At 56.0% G+C, this 18,513-nt stretch carries 20 protein-coding genes and 1 pseudogene; 6 read left to right on the top strand and 15 right to left on the bottom strand.

The features are described 5' to 3' along the window. Positions 1–185: 185 nt before the first annotated feature. Positions 186–1,247: an NAD(P)-dependent alcohol dehydrogenase gene (locus AC13CY_RS00415; RefSeq protein ID WP_172514748.1), complete on the bottom strand. Its 1,062-nt coding sequence runs from the start codon at positions 1,245–1,247 to the stop codon at positions 186–188. Positions 1,248–1,444: 197 nt separating this feature from the next. Here AC13CY_RS00415 and AC13CY_RS00420 point away from each other — a divergent pair, with 197 nt between their 5' ends. After that, positions 1,445–2,338, top strand: a complete 894-nt coding sequence (locus AC13CY_RS00420) for an AraC family transcriptional regulator (protein ID WP_172514749.1) — start codon at positions 1,445–1,447, stop codon at positions 2,336–2,338. 20 nt (positions 2,339–2,358) lie between these two features. On the opposite strand, the gene AC13CY_RS00425 is transcribed toward AC13CY_RS00420, so the two are convergent. After that, on the bottom strand, positions 2,359–2,784 hold the full coding sequence (locus AC13CY_RS00425) for a VOC family protein (RefSeq protein WP_062360191.1): 426 nt from the start codon (positions 2,782–2,784) through the stop codon (positions 2,359–2,361). A 190-nt stretch (positions 2,785–2,974) separates the two neighbouring features. Here AC13CY_RS00425 and AC13CY_RS00430 point away from each other — a divergent pair, with 190 nt between their 5' ends. Continuing rightward, positions 2,975–3,850, top strand: a complete 876-nt coding sequence (locus AC13CY_RS00430; protein WP_172514750.1) for a LysR family transcriptional regulator — start codon at positions 2,975–2,977, stop codon at positions 3,848–3,850. A gap of 47 nt (positions 3,851–3,897) precedes the next feature. On the opposite strand, the gene AC13CY_RS00435 is transcribed toward AC13CY_RS00430, so the two are convergent. Then, on the bottom strand, positions 3,898–4,122 hold the full coding sequence (locus AC13CY_RS00435) for a helix-turn-helix domain-containing protein (protein WP_062372615.1): 225 nt from the start codon (positions 4,120–4,122) through the stop codon (positions 3,898–3,900). A 189-nt stretch (positions 4,123–4,311) separates the two neighbouring features. On the opposite strand from AC13CY_RS00435, the gene AC13CY_RS00440 reads away from it, so the two are divergent. Then, positions 4,312–4,524 carry a DUF3820 family protein gene (locus tag AC13CY_RS00440; protein ID WP_054641478.1) on the top strand — a complete coding sequence of 71 codons (213 nt, stop codon included), beginning with the start codon at positions 4,312–4,314 and terminating at the stop codon, positions 4,522–4,524. Positions 4,525–4,545: 21 nt separating this feature from the next. Here AC13CY_RS00440 and AC13CY_RS00445 read toward each other — a convergent pair whose 3' ends face one another. From AC13CY_RS00445 to AC13CY_RS00475, 7 genes and pseudogenes are all read right to left on the bottom strand, one after another. Continuing rightward, positions 4,546–4,896 carry a hypothetical protein gene (locus tag AC13CY_RS00445; RefSeq protein ID WP_062372612.1) on the bottom strand — a complete coding sequence of 117 codons (351 nt, stop codon included), beginning with the start codon at positions 4,894–4,896 and terminating at the stop codon, positions 4,546–4,548. Positions 4,897–5,206: 310 nt separating this feature from the next. Next, positions 5,207–5,599: a ribbon-helix-helix domain-containing protein gene (locus AC13CY_RS00450; RefSeq protein ID WP_062372610.1), complete on the bottom strand. Its 393-nt coding sequence runs from the start codon at positions 5,597–5,599 to the stop codon at positions 5,207–5,209. 92 nt (positions 5,600–5,691) lie between these two features. After that, the gene (locus AC13CY_RS00455) at positions 5,692–6,261 is read right to left on the bottom strand and encodes a DJ-1/PfpI family protein (RefSeq protein WP_062372606.1); all 570 of its coding nucleotides are present in this window, start codon (positions 6,259–6,261) and stop codon (positions 5,692–5,694) included. A gap of 203 nt (positions 6,262–6,464) precedes the next feature. Next, a pseudogene (locus AC13CY_RS00460) lies at positions 6,465–6,793 on the bottom strand (NAD(P)H-binding protein); the annotation flags it as partial. A gap of 129 nt (positions 6,794–6,922) precedes the next feature. Then, entirely contained in the window at positions 6,923–9,037 is a 2,115-nt protein-coding gene (locus AC13CY_RS00465; RefSeq protein WP_172514751.1) for a methyl-accepting chemotaxis protein, read from the bottom strand. A gap of 49 nt (positions 9,038–9,086) precedes the next feature. Continuing rightward, positions 9,087–10,247 carry an ABC transporter substrate-binding protein gene (locus tag AC13CY_RS00470; protein WP_172514752.1) on the bottom strand — a complete coding sequence of 387 codons (1,161 nt, stop codon included), beginning with the start codon at positions 10,245–10,247 and terminating at the stop codon, positions 9,087–9,089. A 104-nt stretch (positions 10,248–10,351) separates the two neighbouring features. Next, positions 10,352–10,963, bottom strand: a complete 612-nt coding sequence (locus AC13CY_RS00475) for a flavin reductase family protein (RefSeq protein WP_089675146.1) — start codon at positions 10,961–10,963, stop codon at positions 10,352–10,354. Positions 10,964–11,072: 109 nt separating this feature from the next. On the opposite strand from AC13CY_RS00475, the gene arfB reads away from it, so the two are divergent. Continuing rightward, positions 11,073–11,489: an alternative ribosome rescue aminoacyl-tRNA hydrolase ArfB gene (gene arfB / locus AC13CY_RS00480; protein ID WP_062360180.1), complete on the top strand. Its 417-nt coding sequence runs from the start codon at positions 11,073–11,075 to the stop codon at positions 11,487–11,489. A gap of 48 nt (positions 11,490–11,537) precedes the next feature. Next, positions 11,538–11,750, top strand: coding sequence for a DUF1289 domain-containing protein (locus AC13CY_RS00485; RefSeq protein WP_054641552.1), 213 nt, complete (start codon positions 11,538–11,540; stop codon positions 11,748–11,750). A gap of 13 nt (positions 11,751–11,763) precedes the next feature. Here the strand turns inward: AC13CY_RS00485 and AC13CY_RS00490 are convergent, their stop codons facing one another. From AC13CY_RS00490 to AC13CY_RS00500, 3 genes are all read right to left on the bottom strand, one after another. Continuing rightward, positions 11,764–12,813: a proline racemase family protein gene (locus AC13CY_RS00490; protein WP_172514754.1), complete on the bottom strand. Its 1,050-nt coding sequence runs from the start codon at positions 12,811–12,813 to the stop codon at positions 11,764–11,766. 11 nt (positions 12,814–12,824) lie between these two features. Continuing rightward, the gene (locus tag AC13CY_RS00495; RefSeq protein ID WP_172514755.1) at positions 12,825–13,997 is read right to left on the bottom strand and encodes an alcohol dehydrogenase catalytic domain-containing protein; all 1,173 of its coding nucleotides are present in this window, start codon (positions 13,995–13,997) and stop codon (positions 12,825–12,827) included. A 63-nt stretch (positions 13,998–14,060) separates the two neighbouring features. Next, the gene (locus AC13CY_RS00500; protein WP_062375493.1) at positions 14,061–14,639 is read right to left on the bottom strand and encodes an NnrU family protein; all 579 of its coding nucleotides are present in this window, start codon (positions 14,637–14,639) and stop codon (positions 14,061–14,063) included. A gap of 164 nt (positions 14,640–14,803) precedes the next feature. Here AC13CY_RS00500 and AC13CY_RS00505 point away from each other — a divergent pair, with 164 nt between their 5' ends. Beyond that, complete coding sequence (locus AC13CY_RS00505; RefSeq protein ID WP_074210266.1) at positions 14,804–15,982, top strand: MFS transporter; 1,179 nt, start codon at positions 14,804–14,806, stop codon at positions 15,980–15,982. Here AC13CY_RS00505 and corA read toward each other — a convergent pair. Further along, positions 15,979–16,947 carry a magnesium/cobalt transporter CorA gene (gene corA / locus AC13CY_RS00510; protein ID WP_062360163.1) on the bottom strand — a complete coding sequence of 323 codons (969 nt, stop codon included), beginning with the start codon at positions 16,945–16,947 and terminating at the stop codon, positions 15,979–15,981. The two genes, AC13CY_RS00505 and corA, sit on opposite strands and share 4 nt — an antisense overlap. A 17-nt stretch (positions 16,948–16,964) precedes the next feature. Next, positions 16,965–18,452 carry a sensor domain-containing diguanylate cyclase gene (locus tag AC13CY_RS00515; RefSeq protein WP_172514756.1) on the bottom strand — a complete coding sequence of 496 codons (1,488 nt, stop codon included), beginning with the start codon at positions 18,450–18,452 and terminating at the stop codon, positions 16,965–16,967. Positions 18,453–18,513: the final 61 nt, after the last annotated feature.

Genomic DNA, 18,513 nt, shown 5'->3' on the forward strand with positions numbered 1-18,513 from the left:
GACACCCTTGCTGTTCAGCTAACGGTTCCCGCTATCAGGGTCCGTAGGGGACTTTCACCCCCAAGTCATCCTGTGAGGCACCACCCTCAGGAATAGCGCCAGTCAAGGCGCTGCGCGCCATGCCTGGCGCACAACAAAAAAGCCCACCGCCGTTAAGCGGTGGGCTCTATTCACGGCTGCAGAAATTAGGCAGCGGTGTTTTTCAGTGTCGCCATATCGATCACGAAGCGGTAGCGCACGTCGCCTTTTTCCATGCGCTCAAAACCTTCGTTAATCTTGTTGATACCGAGCATTTCAATATCGCAGGTGATGTTCTGTTCGGCGCACAGCTTGAGCAGCTCTTCAGTTTCAGCAATACCGCCGATCAAAGAACCCGCCACTACGCGACGCTTAAACACGAGATTGAACGCTTCGATGGCCGGTTCGATAGGCTCCAGCAGCCCGACCAGGATGTGCGTGCCATCGTACTTCAGCGATGTCAGGTAGGGGTTCAAGTCATGCTGAACCGGAACGGTGTCGAGCATGAAATCGAAGGTTTCAGCAACGGCATCCATCTGCGCTTGGTCGCTTGATACCACTACATGATCAGCACCGTTACGCTTGGCTTCTTCTACCTTGGCTTCAGAACGGGTAAACACGGTCACTTCGGCACCCAGCGCTTTGGCCAGTTTGACGCCCATGTGACCTAAGCCGCCCATACCAATAATGCCCACTTTATGGCCTTTACCCACGCCGTGGTGCTTCAGCGGCGAGTAGGTGGTGATACCGGCACACAGGATCGGCGCGGCAGATGCCAGGTCGATACCATCGGGCATTTGCAGGACAAAGTGCTCGCTGACCACGATAGAATCAGAATAGCCGCCCTGGGTTAGGGTGCCGTCTTGGCGGTCCGGGCTGCCGTAGGTCATGGTGAAACCTTCCAGGCAGTACTGTTCTACGCCATCTTTGCAGGCGGAGCAGGTGCGGCAAGAGTCGACCATGCAGCCAACACCGACTAAATCACCGGCTTTAAAACGGCTCACGTCGCTGCCCACGGCAGTGACACGGCCAACAATTTCGTGGCCCGGCACAACAGGGTACTGGCTCATGCCCCAGTCGTTGCGAGCAAAGTGCAGGTCGCTGTGGCATACGCCGCAGTAAAGGATTTCAATGGCAACATCGTCAGGGCGCGGCTCACGACGATCAAAGGTAAACGGCGCGAGCGGCTTATCAGCGGAAAACGCGGCGTAAGATTTTGCTTGGCTCATGAAAACTCCTTTTTAATGCATCCCGCAGGTGCGGAAAGGTGTTTCTATTATTGGCTGCTTAGCGGGAGATAGCGATGAACGAAGCTACGTTTTTTTTGCTTATTTCTCTATTCATGTGCAATAAAATAACAAAAATAGTCAGAAAAACGTCATAATTCTCGTAACCGATAAGAATCATCTCGCGTAAGGAGAATCCAGTGGCCAGTACCGCGCATGTCGGCAATGCCCTTGCCGACCTGATTATCCCGCTCGTGAAGGGCGATGGCCCAAGCGCTTCTCGCTTGGAACGTGTCAGCCTACTCTGCCTGGGCAGACACCAAGTGCGTACGCCGCTAATGTACGAGCCAAGCCTCATCATCATCGCCCAAGGGCGCAAAGTGGGTTACCTGGGCGACCGCGAGATTCACTACAACCCGGGGCACTATCTGGTGCAAACACTGCCGCTGCCCTTTGAGTGTGAAACCCACGGCTCGCCAGAGGCACCGCTTCTCGGCGTTTCCGTCAAGTTCGACCCCGCGCTGCTTAGCGAGATGGTCACCGCCATGGGGGATATACACCAGCCGCAAACGTCACCCATGCCGATGGCCTCGGTGGCGATGAATGACGGCATGCAAGCAGCCGTCCTGCGCTTGGCACGCACGCTGCATGACGACGTAGAGTGCAGCACAATGGGGGATGCAAGGATACGTGATGTGGTGTTTGAAGCGCTGAAAGGCGAGCAAGGCCCTGCCCTGAGGGCGCTCGTGAAAGGCCACGGCAACTACTCACGCATTGTGCAGGTGCTCTCTCAACTGCACACCCACTTTGCGGAAGACTTCTCTGTGGAACAGTTGGCGCAGCAGGCCAATATGAGCGTCTCGACTTTTCACCAGCATTTTAAGCAGATTACCCGTGCCTCTCCTGCCCAGTACCTAAAACGGCTGCGCTTAATTAAAGCGCAGCAGCTGCTGTTGCAGGATAGCCACAATGTGAACCAAGCGGCGCTGGCGGTTGGCTACCGCAGCGTGCCGCAGTTCAGCCGGGACTATAAGCGCTACTTTGGCGAGTCGCCGCTGCAGCATCGCCGCCAGGAGCAGGCGCTGCGCGCCTGATGGCTCCTGGCGAGCCAAGCTTATTTAGCGAAGATCTGACTCTTATCTTGGAAGGCTTTGAACTCTAGTGCATTACCGCAAGGGTCGAGCAGGAACATGGTGGCCTGCTCGCCCACTTCGCCTTTAAAGCGGATGTAAGGCTCAATGATAAAGTCGGTATCGCGCTCTTTTAGACGCGCGGCCAGGGCTTCCCACTCATCCCACTCAAGAATTACCCCGAAGTGCGGTACCGGCACGTTGTGACCATCCACCGGGTTGGTGTGGGCGCTCTCTTGGCCCGGCGTTTTGGGGTGCTCATGAATCACCAGCTGATGGCCGAAGAAGTTGAAGTCTACCCAATGGTCGCTGGAGCGGCCCTCTTCCAGACCAAACACATCATTGTAAAAAGTACGCGCCAAGGCAACGTCGTACACCGGAATCGCTAAGTGGAAAGGGGAAAGGCTCATGGAAATCTCCTGGTGTGTTGCTGTTGTTAGGGAATGTCGCTGGGAATGTCGTTGGAAATGTATTTGTGAATGGCTAGCGCGTTGCGCTACCACCGTGTCACTATCCTAAAAGGCGTGATGCAAAAATAAAATCAATTGTTTTTTTGATCTATTCATAACTTTTATTGATTAATTTAAAGACCCATCGACCATGATTCGCGAACTTAAAACGCTCATCGCCGTGGCTCAGCACGGCACCTTTGCCGCCGCAGGCCAGCGCATTGGCCTAACGCAAGCCGCCGTCAGCGCACAGATGAAGCGTTTGGAAGCGGAGCTGGGTGTGGCCCTGTTTGAACGCAGCGGCCGTGCGGCAGTACTTACCCAGCGCGGGCAAGAGACGCTGCAGCAGGCGCAGGCACTGCTAGCGTTGTACGGCACCTTGGGGGCGTCATCCGCCGGGCAGGAGGTCGCTACTCGCGTCACCTTAGGGGCGATTGCTTCCATTCAGCGCTCGCTTTTGCCAAACGTATTGGCGCGCTTTCACCGCCAGTTTTCCGAGTGCCGCACCCGGGTAGTGCCGGGGCTTTCGCTTGCGCTAATGAATCAGGTAGATGCGGGGGAGCTGGATATGGCGGTGATCATTCGGCCGCCTTTTTCGCTGCACAGCGACCTACGCTGGCAGCCCCTTGCCCATGAGCCGTTTCGGTTACTGGTGCCCCGGCAAATGGCCAGTGATGATTGGCGAGAGCTACTCTCCAGCCAGCCGTTTGTGCGCTATGACCGCGCATCGTTTGGCGGCCGTCAGGTTGATCGATTTTTAAGAGATAACCACTGCCAAGTGCGGGACGTGTGTGAGGTAGACGAACTAGAAGCGATCGTGCAGCTGGTGACCAACGGCGTGGGGGTGGCGCTGGTGCCGCAGCCAAGCGCCATCCGGCGCTGGCCTGCCGGAGTGCGCGCCATCGATTTGAAAGAGCACACCTTCCATCGCGATATCGGCATCGTTCACCGCGCCAGCGGCCAGCTAAGTGAACCGGCTCTGGCACTGGCCGCCCTGCTGACGCAAGTAGCTACCGCTACACACTAAAACGCCAGCCCGGTGGCTGGCGTTGGAAAGCACATCACACGCATGGCTTACGCCTCGGTGGTGCTCTCTTCTTCCGTGGTGCTGGACGCTTCTTTAGGCTGTTCATTGGCCTCTGCTTCGTCTTGAACATCGCTCTGCTCAACGCTATCGGCAGGCAGATTCATAGGCTCATCCAACTGTAGCGTTTCTGCCGTGTAGGCACGCACGTCGTTCAGCAGCTCAGCCTGTTCGGAGGTGGGGTAGAACCGTTCTTTGTAGGCACGCTTTGTCATGCTGTATAAACATCAGGGTAGTGAGGCGAAATCAATCCGGCACCGCTACGCGGTGCGCGCTTGTATCCCCGCCCAACTGGGCGATGCTTTACGCGCTGCTTGGTAAAAAAATTCGACTAAAGTCTAACAAAGAACCACGATGACGGGAACATAAAAGAAATCTTAAATGAGAATGAAAGGAATTAACGCATGAAACCAGAAGATTTGGAGACCTTGGTGACGCGAAAGATGCCCTTTGGCAAATATGAAGGCTGGATTATTGCTGATTTGCCGGGCCCCTACCTGAACTGGTTTGCCCGGGAAGGTTTTCCCAACGGGGAGATTGGTCAACTGCTGCAACTGATGCATGAAATTGACCATAACGGTTTAAGCGACCTGTTAACACCGCTGCGCCAGCGCTAACGAAAGCGAATCACGCGCCCACTAGCGGGCACGCAGCGCCTGCTCGCGCTCTTCAGCATAGCGGGCGCTATGCTGCGCTGGGGCACTTGGAAACCGGCCTAGTGCAACGGCTTTTTCAAAAAAGCCGCTGGCCGGTAAATCCTCTCCTCGACGGCTGATAACCAGCGCGGCGATCATTGGCCGCCCGGCGGCTACATCCTCTTCCATTAACTGTTCAAGCGCTTGGGCCACCCGTGCAATGGTACGCGGTGGCGTCAGCCCTAGGGTGTTGGCTACCTGCTGATAGGTCATGGGCAGCGCGCTGGCCGGGGCCTGGGTTAACAGTGCGCGTATGGGAGCCGCTAAGGGCGAAGTGGCATGAGAATGGCTCATCAGGGTTACTCTTACGTTCGGGTATCAGGCCAGAAAATAGCCACGCTACCATATCGCTGGCTATGCGGTGGCCAATGTCTGTTATTTCAAACGGTGCTCACAAAAACGCAAGGGGGAAACATGGCCGATAAACTCCACCAGCAACGCCATAAAAGCCGCTGGCCCAAGGTGCTGACGTGGTTCAGTGTGCTGGCGCTAGTGGCAGCGCGCCCAGCAGGCCCCGGTGATTCATGACATCACCACCGACACCCAAACCCGCCAGCATTTATTGCGCTGCGCGAGCGGTTGGAGTAACCGCAACATACCGACACTAGTGAACGTGTTTTTTATGCAGCGCGCGCTCACTCAAAGTGATATCACGCAACGTGCTTTCACGGGAAAGAATTTTCTGCGCATCCAGCTCGCCGATGGGCACTGTCACGCTTGGCGGTATATCACCGCTGAGCTGAAGGGCTTGGTAGCGCAATGCGCATACGCGCAAAAACGACGTGAAATTTCCCAAGTCGTGCCCGGCATCAATCGACTCATGGTAAAGCCGGGTGATCATTTGTGCGGTGTTCATACCATCGCGCTGGGCGATTTCTTCTAGCAGCCGCCAGAAGTAGTTCTCCATTCGCACGCTGGTCACCATCCCGTCGATGCGCAGCGAGTGCGTAGCGCTTCGCCACAGCTCTGGGTCAGCATCAATAAACAGTTTGCACATAACGCCCCCTTGCACTTACTTGCGCCCATTGTATGAGCTCAGCATAGCGGTTGATGTAATGCGCGCCCAACAAGCGGGCGCGCTCCTTCGCTTTACTTGTTCAATAGCGCCATAAACTGCGCCAGCCAAGCTGGATGGGCGGGCCATGCAGGGGCAGTCACAAGATTGCCATCGGTAACGGCATCGGTGACTTCCAAGTTGGCGAACTGCCCGCCAGCGAGCTCGACTTCCGGCTGGCATGCGGGATAAGCCGAGCACTGTTTGCCCTCCAGCACCTTGGCAGCGGCCAGCAGCTGGGCGCCATGGCAGATGGCAGCGACCGGTTTTTGGGTATCAAAGAAGTGCCTCACCATGGCGAGCACTTCTTGATTGAGCCGCAGATACTCAGGTGCCCTGCCACCGGGCACGACCAGGGCGTCGTAATCGGCCGGGTTGATGCTGGCGAAATCTGCATTTAGCGCAAACCGGTGCCCGGGTTTCTCGCTGTAGGTCTGGTCGCCTTCGAAATCGTGGATCGCAGTGGCAACCGTATCCCCCGAGGCTTTACCGGGGCATACCGCATCGACTTGGTGCCCCACCGCCATCAGCGCCTGAAAGGGCACCATGGTTTCGTAATCTTCTGTGAAATCACCGGTAATCATTAAAATACGTTTGCTGCTCATCTCCGTTCTCCTTGTGATTGTGTCGAGGTGGAGCACACGCAATGGGCGTGTTTATTGAGACTAGCAAGCGCTGTGCTCAGTCGGGTAGTACGCCCTTACTACACCTAGCAATGATTTCACTCAGCACAAAAAAAGCCCGTTGAGAACCAGCGGGCTTATGACCACTTAGCGCTAAAACAACTAGCGCTACAACAGCGCGTCGATAGGCCGCTGGCCATGATATAGCGCGACAGCCCGTGCTGGTTGGCAATGTCCGCCGCACGAATCGCTCCAAATAGATCGATCATCAGCGTTTTATCTGGCCCGGTAAGGGGCCAGAACCGGCGGTAAAGACGACTTGATCACAGCCCTCAAAGGCGTGCTCAAACTCACCTTCAAGATCGCCCACCACGGTTTGAATACCCCGCTCCTGGAACCAAGCGGCCTGCTCCTCACTGCGAATCATGGCTTTAATAGGCGTGCCAGACTGCTTAGCTAGCTCGCAAAACTGTTTACCGATTTGACCATTGGCACCAATCACTAGGGTTGTCATATTGCCTCTTTGTCAGTCGCATTTCTCTTATCAGTGTAGGCAATACGTCTAAAGTTCAACCGCTTACTAAAAACAGCGAACACCTTCCGGTGTTCGCTGCTAGCTATCGGTAAAGGTTCAAGCTTTCGATCAGGTCAGGCGGGCGGTATCCTGCTTCGCAGGCAGCGCAGCCTGATGCTGTCCACGGCTGTGACTCACGTGGAAGCGGCTGACCAGCGTGTGCATATCGCCTGCGCGATCGTCCAAGGTCTGGCTAGCGGTAGAGGCTTCTTGTACCAAGCGCGCATTCTGATGCGTGACCTGATCCAACTGTGAGATCGCTTGGTTAATCTGCTCGATACCCGCCGACTGCTCTTTGGTCGCTCCGGCAATTTCCGTCACGTAGCGAGTCACTTCGGATAGGCTGTCGATGATCTCCTGCAAGTGGTGGCTGGAGGCATTTACCAGTTGTTCGCCTTCACTCACTTTTTTCACGCTGTCATCTACTAGGTGGCGAATTTGCGCCGCCTCTTCCGCACTGCGCCCTGCTAGTTTACGTACCTCCTGGGCAACCACCGCGAAACCACGCCCCTGCTCTCCTGCCCGGGCGGCTTCTACCGAAGCGTTCAATGCCAGAAGGTTCGTTTGGAAGGCGATATCATCAATGGCTTTGATAATAGAGGTAATCTTTTCGCTCGCCTGCCGGATATCGCTCATGGCAGCAGTGGTGCGCTTGGCAACATCGCCCGCTGAACGCGCTCGCTCATCCACACTACCGCTGACACCTTTAGCTTGGTCGGCGTAGTCAGCGGTCTGTTTTACCGTGGCGGTTATCTGTTCCAGGCTAGAGGCCGTTTCAGCCAGCGATGCCGCCTGCTGATCGGTCCGCTGGGAAAGGTTTTCATTACCGGCGGCAATCTGACGGCTGCTCGCGGCAATGGCTTCGGCGCTTTCACGAATTCTCGCCACCATGCCTTCAAAGGTATCCATCATTCGGTTAAATGCCTGGGCCGCTTGCCCGACCTCATCATTACGCTCTAGGGCTAAGCGCATGGATAAGTCGGCATTTTCACCGGCAGCGCCGCTGATGTTCTCCATCTGACGCCGCATGGCCACTAGTGGGCCTAGCACACGCACGAGGGTCCGCCAGCCGAAGATGGCCAGTACGACGATCACGCCCAAGGTAACCAACACCAGCAGCGTACGGCCCGCATTCGCCAACGTCTCGGCCTCTTCACTGGCGCTCCCCGCCTGGGCGACGGTGTAGGCTTCGATATCGCCTAGCGCTGAGCGCATCTCACGTGTTGCCGCCGCCACGTTCGCCAACGCCGCTTGCACTTGAGCACCCAGATCCAGTTGCTGCTGGCGCAGCGCGTAGACCGAATCGGCATCTTCCACCATCAACCCGTTCAGCTCGACGATAACCTCATCGAGTTCGCCAATGAGCACGCGCTGCTCGACGGTCGTGCTGGGGGCCTCGGCAATGGCCGCCAAAGACTGTCGTGCCAGCGCCACCTGTTGGGAAATTTCGTTGCTACGCAGATTGACCAACGCATCGATGCTATCCACCTGCATCATTTGTCGCCCCAGATCGGACAGCATGGCAACGGCCATACGGGCGTTGCCGCTCAGACGACCGATATCGACACGAGCAGAGAACATGCTATCCAACAGTTGAGTCGGCAGCGTGGTGGTGCCCTCTTCCCGCCATGCTTCCATGAGTTCGCGCTGCCGACGCTCTTCGCGCACCTGAGCCAGAGCGGTACGTCCGGCGATGTCTTCGGCACTGCGCATGACGTTAGTGATGGCCGCTTGCATTTGAGCAATCTGCTCGGCCATTTGGGCCTGCATGCTCAGCGCATCGCGCCGCACGTTTTCCAACGCCTCGTCGCCAGCCATTAGCTCTTGGTACTGGCTATCCAGTGCAGAGAGCTGCGTTGCGGCATTGGTCTGCTCGATACGCGCAAGCCCCGTGCGGGCTTGGCTATAGCGTGCTGCCAACTCGCTGCGCGGAGTGACTTCTTCCAACGCTTGGAGATTACCAGCGGCGAGTAGATCGGCATGTCGCTGGCCAAAGGCACCCATGGTCAATACCATGCTGCGGCTCGCATCTTGCAGCGGTAGCACCTCATCGGCCACGAAGTGCTGGACGTTGATCAGCCGCTGGTTGGTCATCCACCCAGTGCCGGCCAACACGATGCTGCCCAGCACGGCGGCAACAAAGAGGCTAATGAGCATCGCGCGGATACTTATGGTTTTTTTCATCAGGGGTATTCGCTGTGTCAGAGATTGCAAACGGAATAGAGAGCCACGGCTAGCGGGCTAGGCTGTTCCAATCCACCGGCTCGAACTGGCCATTTCGGATAATGGTAGGCCAGACGGCATCGCTGGCTTGATGGTCGTTCGGGCCCAATGTGAGCGGTTCGCCAACGCCGATATCGATACTGCCCAGGCTCAAAAGGCCGTTGACCACCGCTTCTCGATCAGGGTTATTACCCGCCGCCTTGAGGCCTTCGGCAAACAGCTTGGCGGCTAGGTAGCCTTCCAGGGAAATAAAGTCGGGGGTGGCATCGGGGGCGTACTCTGCCAACGCCTGACGATACTCTTCTACCGCAGGAAGGTCAGCATCTAGCGGTGGCACCACCTGCGTCACAATAACGCCCTCTGCTCGTCGTGAACCCAACTCCTCTAACAGCGCCTGGCTACCTACAAACGAGACGTTAAGAAAAAGTGTATCAGGTAGGTCTTGACGAGCTTCACGGATAAAATCTGCTGCCGGCCCGAAAGTGCCAACAATGATGACCGCGCGTGGTGTGACTGGCGCTTGGAGAATAGTCGCCAAGCCCTGATGGATATTCCGGGTCCCACGGGTAAAGCGGCCATGAACCAAGTTAGCCGTATTGGAGAAGCCCCGCGCTTGCATAGCACTTATCGCGCCGTTATAGCCCGCATCCCCAAAACTATCGTTTTGGGTAAAAAAGGCAATTTCCTCCGGTTGAATACCTGCGCTAAGCAGCCCATCCACCATGGCGGCGGTCTCTTGTACGTAGCTTGCCCGATAGTTGATCACATAGCGGTCCGGTGGCGAACGGCGCAGAATACCTGCCCCTGTGAATGCACCAAACAGCAGTGTTTTCCCTTGGTTATAAATAGGAATGGTGACCGCTGCGGTGGGCGTACCCACATTGCCAACGGCGGCCAGTAGGTTCTCATCACTTACCAGATCACGGGTATGCTTGGCAGCCTGCAGCGGCGCATATTGATCATCATAGGCTTTTAAAGCCAATTGATTGCCGTTGACGCCACCTTCAGCGTTTATCTTGGCAAAGTAGGTATCAATTCCCTGCTGCATACCGATGCCTAACGGGGCAGCCCCCCCGCTTAAAGGGGCAACGATGCCCACCGTTAGTTCTGCCTGCGCCAGTGGCGCTGCTAACAGCCCAACTACCAATAGCCATGTTTTTGTACGCCGCATTAATTCTCCCCCTACGTAGTGATGCTTTCTACTGTTATCGGCGGAAGAATATACGACTTAAACCTAGCTAGCCTTAAACAGAATGTAATAAAACGTGTCGTCGGTTACGCAGGCCGCTCAATAGCAAAGCGGTCGGTAATGCGCACATAGTCGCTGCCCGCCAAGCGGCCAATCGGTTGGAGTGCCTCCATATTAACGTGGCGGCCATCCCATAATTCATCGTCGATGTATATCGCCACGATTTGTACCAACACAAGGCTACCGGCCAACGGTCGATCACCAAAGCGAATCACATCCACCAGTTTGCAACCAAACGCGACGGGGGCTGCGGCAATACGGGGCACCCGGATGCCTTGCATGGTGGCCTTTTCAAGCCCTGCCAGGGTGAACTCGTCTTCCTCTCTGGGCAGGCTGGCGCTGGTGGTATTGAGCGCTTCAATCAATCCTTCGGTACCCACGTGCACAACACACTCTTCGAGGTCGTCTAAGTTGCGAAGCGTGTCTTTGGGCTGCGCGCTACCATCCAGCAGGGGTGAAAAAGCCAGGATGGGCGGGTCGATGCTGGCTACGTTAAAAAACGAGAACGGCGCTAAATTGGCGTTGCCACGCTTGTCTTGTGTTGCCACCCAGGCAATAGGCCGGGGACAGACGCTACCTGACAGCAGCCGGTAGAGGGTTCCAGCACTCAGCGGAGATTGTTCTAGCAGGGCTTCCATGGGCGCTCCTTATCACATAACGAGAGAGTTCTCCTTAATAGGCAGCCGCAGCCTAACCACTGTCAAGTATGTTAGCCTTTATAGACTCACTGGGATACCAAGGAACTGAATGCTCACTATTTCCAATAGCGTCAGCGTGGCGGACTGGGAAATTGATATTAGCCAAATTCGCGCCCAGGGCGCTGGCGGCCAAAATGTCAATAAAGTTGCCTCAGCGGTGCATTTGCGTTTCGATATTCAGCGTTCAACGCTGCCGCCGGTTTATAAAGAGCGCCTGATGGCACTCTCCGACCAGCGCATCAGCAAAGAGGGCGTGGTGATTATTAAAGCCCAGAGCTACCGCACCTTGGAGTTGAATAAAGAGGATGCCTTGAACCGCCTGCAGGCGCTGATCAAGAGCGTAGCCAAACAGCCTAAAACGCGCCGCCCTACAAAACCCACGAAGGGCTCACAGCGTCGCCGGGTAGACCATAAAACCCGCAAAGGAAAAATTAAGTCACTGCGTGGTAAAGTGCCGGTGGGCTAGGGGTTATCCCGCCCAAAATCTTCTTCCATGCCTAACACAGTGACCCAAATGCCCACGTCTCCTCGTCCGCTATCGCCCTGCATTCATGTCTGCCAAATAGAGCCTAGCACTCAGATGTGCCAGGGCTGCGGGCGCACGTTGGATGAAATCGCCTGCTGGGGAAGTATGACCGAGGCCGAGAAGGCCCCGGTGTGGGAACGCATTGAACAAGCAGGCTATGTTGAGCAGCAAAACGCGGCAAGAGATGCCACCACAGGCTGAACGGCTGTTTCGCTTAACGCTCTTCGTCGTGGCGATCGCTCAAGATATGGTGAAGCTCACCACAGGCCACCATCGGGTCATCGCAGTTGATGACAATATTAGACTCCGCCAGCACGTAGCTGCATCCGGTAATGGTGTTTTCTACTACTTGGTAAGCGCCTTCTTGATGCGTACCGGTAAAGGTACCGATGAAGCCTGTCTCCCGCAGCGATATCGTTTCTAACTTGTCGCCCAGCTTTAACCGCCCTTCGTAATTCATCAATGCCAGCCGTGCCGACGTACCGGTGCCCGTCGTGCTGCGACAAATCACGCCAGGGTGAACATACGTCGTGGAGCGAGAGCGGATATAGCCTTCCGCCACCGACTCTTCCGGCCCCATAAAGTGCAAAAACGGCAGCGGGCCCACATCTCCCAAGGTGTAGTGGGAGAAGCCTCGCTGCGCCTGAATCGCCTCAACGATTTTATGGGCGCAGGCGGCAAGTGCCTGCTCTTCATCTCGCACCAGCTTGAACCCCAGCGCCTCGGCATCTACTAGGGCGTAAAAGCCACCGCTATAAGCGACCGAGTAGGTCACATCACCGATCCCTGGTACTTGGATGGTATCCCGATAGGTATCGATATAGCTGGGCAGACCTTCACACGTGACCGATTCCACCACGCCGTTATGCACGCGGGCTTCAATTTGCACCAAACCCGCCGGGGCTTCCAGCTTGAAGCGCTGAATCCCCTCCTGCTTGGGCACGATACCGGTCTCGAGCACGGCCGTCGCCGTACACAGCGTGTTCGAGCCCGAGTAAATTGGGTAACCCATCACTTCCATGATGATGTACCCGGCAACGGCTTCTGGGTCGGTGGCGGGCACCAATAGATCCACCGACATTTCGGGAATGCCGTAGGGTTCTTCTAGTAGCAAACGGCGCAACCCATCAGCGTCGTCACGCAGATACTCCATCTGCTGGCGAACCGTGGCACCGGGCAACGTATCAATACCGCCAGTGACGATGCGGCTCACATCGCCCCCGGCATGTGTGTCCAACAATTGAATCGTATGAAGGTTTTTCACTCACCCGGCTCCTAGGCAGTGGTAATGGCAAACGGTGCACCGTGGGTGTCCCACTGAGCATCGGGGACAATAACGATTTTCCCCAGGTAGTTGCTGCCCCGGTTCACAAAGTAGCGCTCGGCCTGATGTAATTCCGAGAGTTTGAACGCGCCGTGCAGCACCGGCTTCAACTCACCGCTACGAATCCAGGCGACTAGTTGCTCTGCCTCCTCGCGAGTGCCGTGGGAAACACCGAAAATCTGCACCTGATACAGGTAGACTCGGGTCCACATAATCTCGCTAAGGTTGCCGCCGCTAGCACCGGCAATGGAAAGCCGAGGATACGTAGCGCGGCTATGCATATCGCCAATCATGGTGTCGATAAACAGGTCGGTCATCTCGCCGCCAACGAGATCCATCACGGCATCTATGGCTTGCCCCTTGGTTTCTGCCAACACACGCTCGACAAACGTCGGTAAGTCACCACGATCAATCACCGCTTCTGCGCCGAGCGCGCGCAGCGCTTCGGCTTTATCGAGCTGACTGACGGCGTAGGGAATCGCGCCGACGATACGACAGAGCTGAATCAATGCCGTGCCGACCCCTCCGCTGGCACCACTGACGAGAACGCGCTCTCCCGCCTGAACGTTGGCGGCAGTCATCATGTGGTAGGCCGTTTGATAGGAGCACATGCCCATAGCGGCCAGCTCAGCATCATGCAGTTCAGGGTTAGCGACGTGGTGGAACTGGTCGGCAGGCACCGCAATGTAGTCAGCATAGCCGCCATCAGCACCGTGGCCGTAGTAGTCCGGCGTGAGGTTAATATCACGACGCTCATCGGCGTAGATGTTGAAATCCAGTAGGCCACGCTCGCCAATGCGCTGGGCGTCGACGCCCTCCCCCACGGCGACGATCCGCCCAGCCACGTCGGCCCCCTGTATGCGGGGGAACGTCAGCGTCGGGGAGCCGCCCATGGCAAACGAGGTGACGTCCTCTTTCCCTTTGGTGGGGTATAGCCCTTCGCGTGCTTTGCGGTCGGTGTTGTTTTTCGCTGTGGCCGTGACCTGCACCAGCACCTGCCCCGGGCCTGGCTGTGGCGTAGGTACATCTTGGCGGTACTGCAGCACGTCCACATCACCGTGGCCGGTTAAGAGCATCGCTGACATCGTGGCAGGTATCGCCGCGTTGTTATCCGTATGGGCCATGGGGGGCTCCTTATTCAGTGCATATGCCGCGACAATAACAAACGCCGGGCGAGGTTCAAGGGACTAGCCGAAGACCGGCACACCGATGATCACCGGGTGTAGATAGAAGGCAAACAGGGCATACGCCACTACGCCAATCGCCACCGTGGCCAGCGTAGCCGCCAGCGAAGTTGATTGCGGTGCAGCGGGCTGCTGACGGCTACGCTGTTTAGCGGCTTTAAACGCCAAAATAGCCCAGACAAGAAACGCTGCAAAAAAGAGGATATCGCTCAGTCGGCCATTCACTAGCAGGTGGGCAAACGCCCAGATTTTGACGGCCAGCATCATCGGGTGGCCTAGCTTGGCTTTGATCGCGTTACCCGGCACATACGCTGCCACCAACATAATAAACGCGGGCAGCATCAGCAGCGCCACTGCATGGCGTAAGCCCATCGGCGGAAACCATAGATTGATAGGGTCGAGGCGCGTTTGACCGTAGCCATATATGGCGATGGCAAGGCCAATGAGGGCCACCACGGAGTAAGCCAGCTTCCACGTGCTTTGGCCACGGTTAGCGATCTGCTGCTGTCGCCAGGATTCCGCAAAGATACGTACCGAGTGCCCGCCTAAAAAGATCAGCAGGCCTAAGATCATGAGGGTCATGGTGGTCACTCTCCGGTGAGTTGCAAGTCGTTGGTCGAGTGGGAGCATGCCACACTCCTTGGCAAACCACATGGCGCGGCGTCAACTTTTCGCCAATAGTGATGGAGAGCAAAACCCGTCAAGCTAGACGACTGACTGTACCTCTGCCCTCGCCAAGGATCGGTATGCTTCACTTCCCCTCGACGTACCATCGCCGTCTCACCTGGACCTATTTTGGGCTGTTCATTGCCATTGGCATGACCGGCGGCCTGCTTGGCCCGGCCCTGCCACACCTGGCCGAGGTCAGCGGTGCCTCCATGAGCCAGATCGCCGTGCTGTTTACCGCACGCGCCGTGGGCAACATGAGCGGCGCGATGGTCACCGGGCTGCTCATGGACCGCTTCAACGGCCACCACGTGCTGGTGATGATGGGCATGCTGGCGGTAGCTGGGCTAGCCTTGGCGCCGCTTAGCCCGCTCCTGGTGCTGTTAACGCTGCTGTTTATGCTGTTGGGCTTTGCGGAAGTATCGCTAAACGCGGGGGGAAATACGCTACTGCTATGGCTACACCGCGATGCGGCAGGCCCAAACGTGAGCGCGCTACACTTCTGCTTTAGCTTCGGCAACATGCTTACGCCGCTGATTATGATTGCCGCACTCTCACTTACCGGGCAATTTCATCTCACGTTTTGGATTGTTGCATTAAGCGTGGCTGCCATGCTGTGGCCACTTTCGCGCTTTGCCAGCCCGACTATGCCAACGGTAGACCCTGACCCAGCCACTTTGGCAGCGCTCAAACATCGTGACCCACTGCTGCTGGGGCTATTTATGCTGCTGTTTTCCATTTATGTGAGCATTGAAATTACGTTTGCTGGCTGGGTGACGGCGTATGGCGCGCTGTCAGGGCTGACTACCGAGCAGGCGGCACTGCTGGCCACTCTATTCTGGCTAGCGCTATCTGCTGGCCGTTTGCTGGCCATTCCTCTGCTGCGTGTTTGTTCACCCTGGCAGGTGTTAGCCAGTTGTTTGGCGCTGGGCTTGGGTGCCTCGGCCGGCCTGCATTTTAACTGGCTGCCTCTAAGCCTCGGAGCACTGCTGTTTGGGCTTTCGGCCTCTGCTTTTTTCCCGACACTCTTTGCGCTATGCAATCAGGCCATTGTGATGCGGGGCCGCACCACCGGCGCTATTTTTACCGCAGCGGGTAGCGGTGCGCTGATTATTCCGTCTTTAACAGGCCCGCTGCTGGATATCGCTGGGGCCCGGGCTTTTCCTATGTTACTGGCCGCTCTGTGGCTCTTGATTGCGCTGGGGCTTTGCATGCTGGCATTTCGTTTACACCAACTCACCACCCGGCAAGGGCTTTAGAACCAGTCTTTGCGTTTAAACAGCCAGATTAAAATACCGCCAATACCCAACATGGCCCCCCATACAAAGAAGTAGCCGTATTGATAGCTAAGCTCAGGCATATATTCGAAGTTCATTCCGTAAATACCGGCAATGAACGTCAGCGGAACAAAAATAGCGGTAATCACCGTCAAGACACGCATCGTGATATTTAGCTGGTGAGAAGAAATAGAGATATAGCCATCCACCAAGTCACCGCAAATATCGTAGTACATTTGTGTCAGCGTATAGAGGCGCTCAAAGCGCTCCTCTACATCGGTAATCGCGTGCAGGGTTTCACTCTCACCTCTAGGTAAGTGGGCGTAGTCATACGCCGTTAGCTCTTGAGTAATACCTTTGTGATAGCTAAAGATGCGCCGCATTTTCACCAGCCGCGAGCGGTAAGTCGTAATTTTACGCATCAGAACATCGTTGCCGTTTTCGAGCAGCTCATCCTCAAGATCACTAAGTTCCATCTCAAACTCCAGCAGGCTATCAATATAAAATCCTGCTGAGGTATACATCACTTTTAATGCCACATGCTCTGGGGAAAGCGCCAGCAACGCCTTACCCTGCTCATTTAACAGCCGCTCAATACTCAAGGCTTCTCCGGGGTGAAGCGTTATCAAAAAACGTTCGCCGATAAAGAAACAGACCTGCTGGGGCACAAAATTAAGCTGGGCATCGAATGATGAAATACCGCGATAAATAATCAGCGTATGGTTCTCAAACTCTTCAATTTTCGGCGGGTGTCGCTCTTTATGGGCATCTTGAATGGCCAAGGGATGGCAGTCAAAACGCTCTAGCACATCACGCTCCTGCGCTTCGCTTTCGCCTTTCATATCAACCCACAAATGGGCAGTGGGCATTGTTTTCCAGTCGTCGATTAGGCGTACATCCCCCTCACGCACATCGCCTTCTGGGGTGGTTAATATGCAACGAATCATTTTCTTCCCTGGGTTCGTTAAGTCTTGGGCGTTATATCTGCCGGGCGCGCTAACTCTATACGCGCTTTACCCGCCCGCTTAGCCATATACATTGCCACGTCAGCTCGCTTTAACAACTCCTGAGCCGTTTCAGACGCCCCTGGCAAAAATAGCGCTACACCGATGCTGGTACTAACCAGTAAGGTAGAGCTACCAACATGAAGCGGCTCTTCAATGAGGCGAATCAGTTTCTGGGCCAATGGCTCTAGCGCCTCGGCGGTGACTCCTTCTAGCAGCACGACAAACTCGTCTCCTGCCCAACGGGCAACAAAGTCCGTCTCGCGAACGGCATACTGCAAGCGCTTGGCAACGTCGCGCAGCAGTTCATCACCCATGGCGTGGCCATGCTGGTCGTTAACACGCTTGAACCCGTCTAAATCAAGAAACAGCACCGCCAGCGGGTTTAGGGTACGGCGCACCCGCGCCATCGCTTCGGATAAGCGCTCGTCAAGCGCACGGCGATTAGGCAACCGAGTCAGTACATCTTCACGGGCCTGTTGATCCCGAAGCCGCTCTAGCTGCTGGCGCTCAGTGATATCGTGAATAAACAGGCTACGGCGCATCCGACCATTAATCTCATAGCTTTTCAAGCGTACTTCGACCGGCAAGCGGACGCCATCACGGCGCGTCGCCTCACAAGAAATAGGCGCAGATTCATCTTGATTGGGTAGCCCTTGGGGAAACATAAGCGCCGTTAGTGGGCGCATTAAAGCTTCTTTGCGACTCCAGCCAAATATACTCTCTGCAGCCCGGTTCCAGTCCAGCACCCGCTCTTGGGCGTCAATGCTCAGATAGGCATCGTAGGCAGACTCAATCACCAAATTGAGCTCGCGAGTACGCCGCTCGATTTGCTGTTCAAGGCTTTGATGAAGCTCAGTGAGCGCTTTTTGGGTGGCAATACTATTTTTTTGCTCTTTAATGAGCCGTTCGCGCAGGTGAATCTCACCGGTCACAATGTCGGCTAAATCTTGCAACGCGGCCTGCTCCTGAGCGCTCAACTGCCGCGGTTTGCTATCCATCGCACACAGCGAACCCAGCACCAATCCCTGTGAGTTTTTAAGCGGAATGCCTGCGTAAAAACGTATTCCATCAGGTCGAGTCACGAAAGGGTTGGTGGCAAAACGCTCATCTTGCAGCGCATCTTTCACCACCAACGGAGAAGCTTCCAGCACGGTGTAGGCACAAAACGCCACATCCCGCGGCGTTTCGGAGATATTGATACCAACTTGCGACTTAAACCACTGCCGATCGGAATCAATCAGAGTGATAGTTGACTGTGGCACACCGAGTAGCACCGTTACCAAGCGCGTAATGCGATCAAAAACAGGCTCGTTCGGCGTATCCAACAGTGCTAGCTCGTTAAGCGCAGCCAAACGGGCATTTTCGGGCTCTTCGTCGTTGGGTGTGGAATTCGCCCCCTGAGCTGGGCCAGGATATGACCTCCACGACGACAGGAGGCATGGCATGGACGGCACCCAGATTCTGACCCTCGGCCTGGGCCTGGAAGCGCCCTGGATCCTCAAGGAC

The organism is Vreelandella sp. L-15 (genome assembly GCF_056857635.1).

Coding starts and splice junctions, on each gene's coding strand:
- AC13CY_RS00440 (WP_054641478.1), top strand. CDS start 4,312: ATGAAACCAGAAGATTTGGAGACCTTGGTGACGCGAAAGATGCCCTTT.
- arfB (WP_062360180.1), top strand. CDS start 11,073: ATGCTCACTATTTCCAATAGCGTCAGCGTGGCGGACTGGGAAATTGAT.
- AC13CY_RS00450 (WP_062372610.1), bottom strand. CDS start 5,599: ATGTGCAAACTGTTTATTGATGCTGACCCAGAGCTGTGGCGAAGCGCT.
- AC13CY_RS00415 (WP_172514748.1), bottom strand. CDS start 1,247: ATGAGCCAAGCAAAATCTTACGCCGCGTTTTCCGCTGATAAGCCGCTC.
- AC13CY_RS00505 (WP_074210266.1), top strand. CDS start 14,804: ATGCTTCACTTCCCCTCGACGTACCATCGCCGTCTCACCTGGACCTAT.
- AC13CY_RS00455 (WP_062372606.1), bottom strand. CDS start 6,261: ATGAGCAGCAAACGTATTTTAATGATTACCGGTGATTTCACAGAAGAT.
- AC13CY_RS00430 (WP_172514750.1), top strand. CDS start 2,975: ATGATTCGCGAACTTAAAACGCTCATCGCCGTGGCTCAGCACGGCACC.
- AC13CY_RS00495 (WP_172514755.1), bottom strand. CDS start 13,997: ATGGCCCATACGGATAACAACGCGGCGATACCTGCCACGATGTCAGCG.
- AC13CY_RS00465 (WP_172514751.1), bottom strand. CDS start 9,037: ATGAAAAAAACCATAAGTATCCGCGCGATGCTCATTAGCCTCTTTGTT.
- AC13CY_RS00475 (WP_089675146.1), bottom strand. CDS start 10,963: ATGGAAGCCCTGCTAGAACAATCTCCGCTGAGTGCTGGAACCCTCTAC.
- corA (WP_062360163.1), bottom strand. CDS start 16,947: ATGATTCGTTGCATATTAACCACCCCAGAAGGCGATGTGCGTGAGGGG.
- AC13CY_RS00470 (WP_172514752.1), bottom strand. CDS start 10,247: ATGCGGCGTACAAAAACATGGCTATTGGTAGTTGGGCTGTTAGCAGCG.
- AC13CY_RS00435 (WP_062372615.1), bottom strand. CDS start 4,122: ATGACAAAGCGTGCCTACAAAGAACGGTTCTACCCCACCTCCGAACAG.
- AC13CY_RS00500 (WP_062375493.1), bottom strand. CDS start 14,639: ATGACCCTCATGATCTTAGGCCTGCTGATCTTTTTAGGCGGGCACTCG.
- AC13CY_RS00445 (WP_062372612.1), bottom strand. CDS start 4,896: ATGAGCCATTCTCATGCCACTTCGCCCTTAGCGGCTCCCATACGCGCA.
- AC13CY_RS00485 (WP_054641552.1), top strand. CDS start 11,538: ATGCCCACGTCTCCTCGTCCGCTATCGCCCTGCATTCATGTCTGCCAA.
- AC13CY_RS00515 (WP_172514756.1), bottom strand. CDS start 18,452: ATGCCATGCCTCCTGTCGTCGTGGAGGTCATATCCTGGCCCAGCTCAG.
- AC13CY_RS00425 (WP_062360191.1), bottom strand. CDS start 2,784: ATGAGCCTTTCCCCTTTCCACTTAGCGATTCCGGTGTACGACGTTGCC.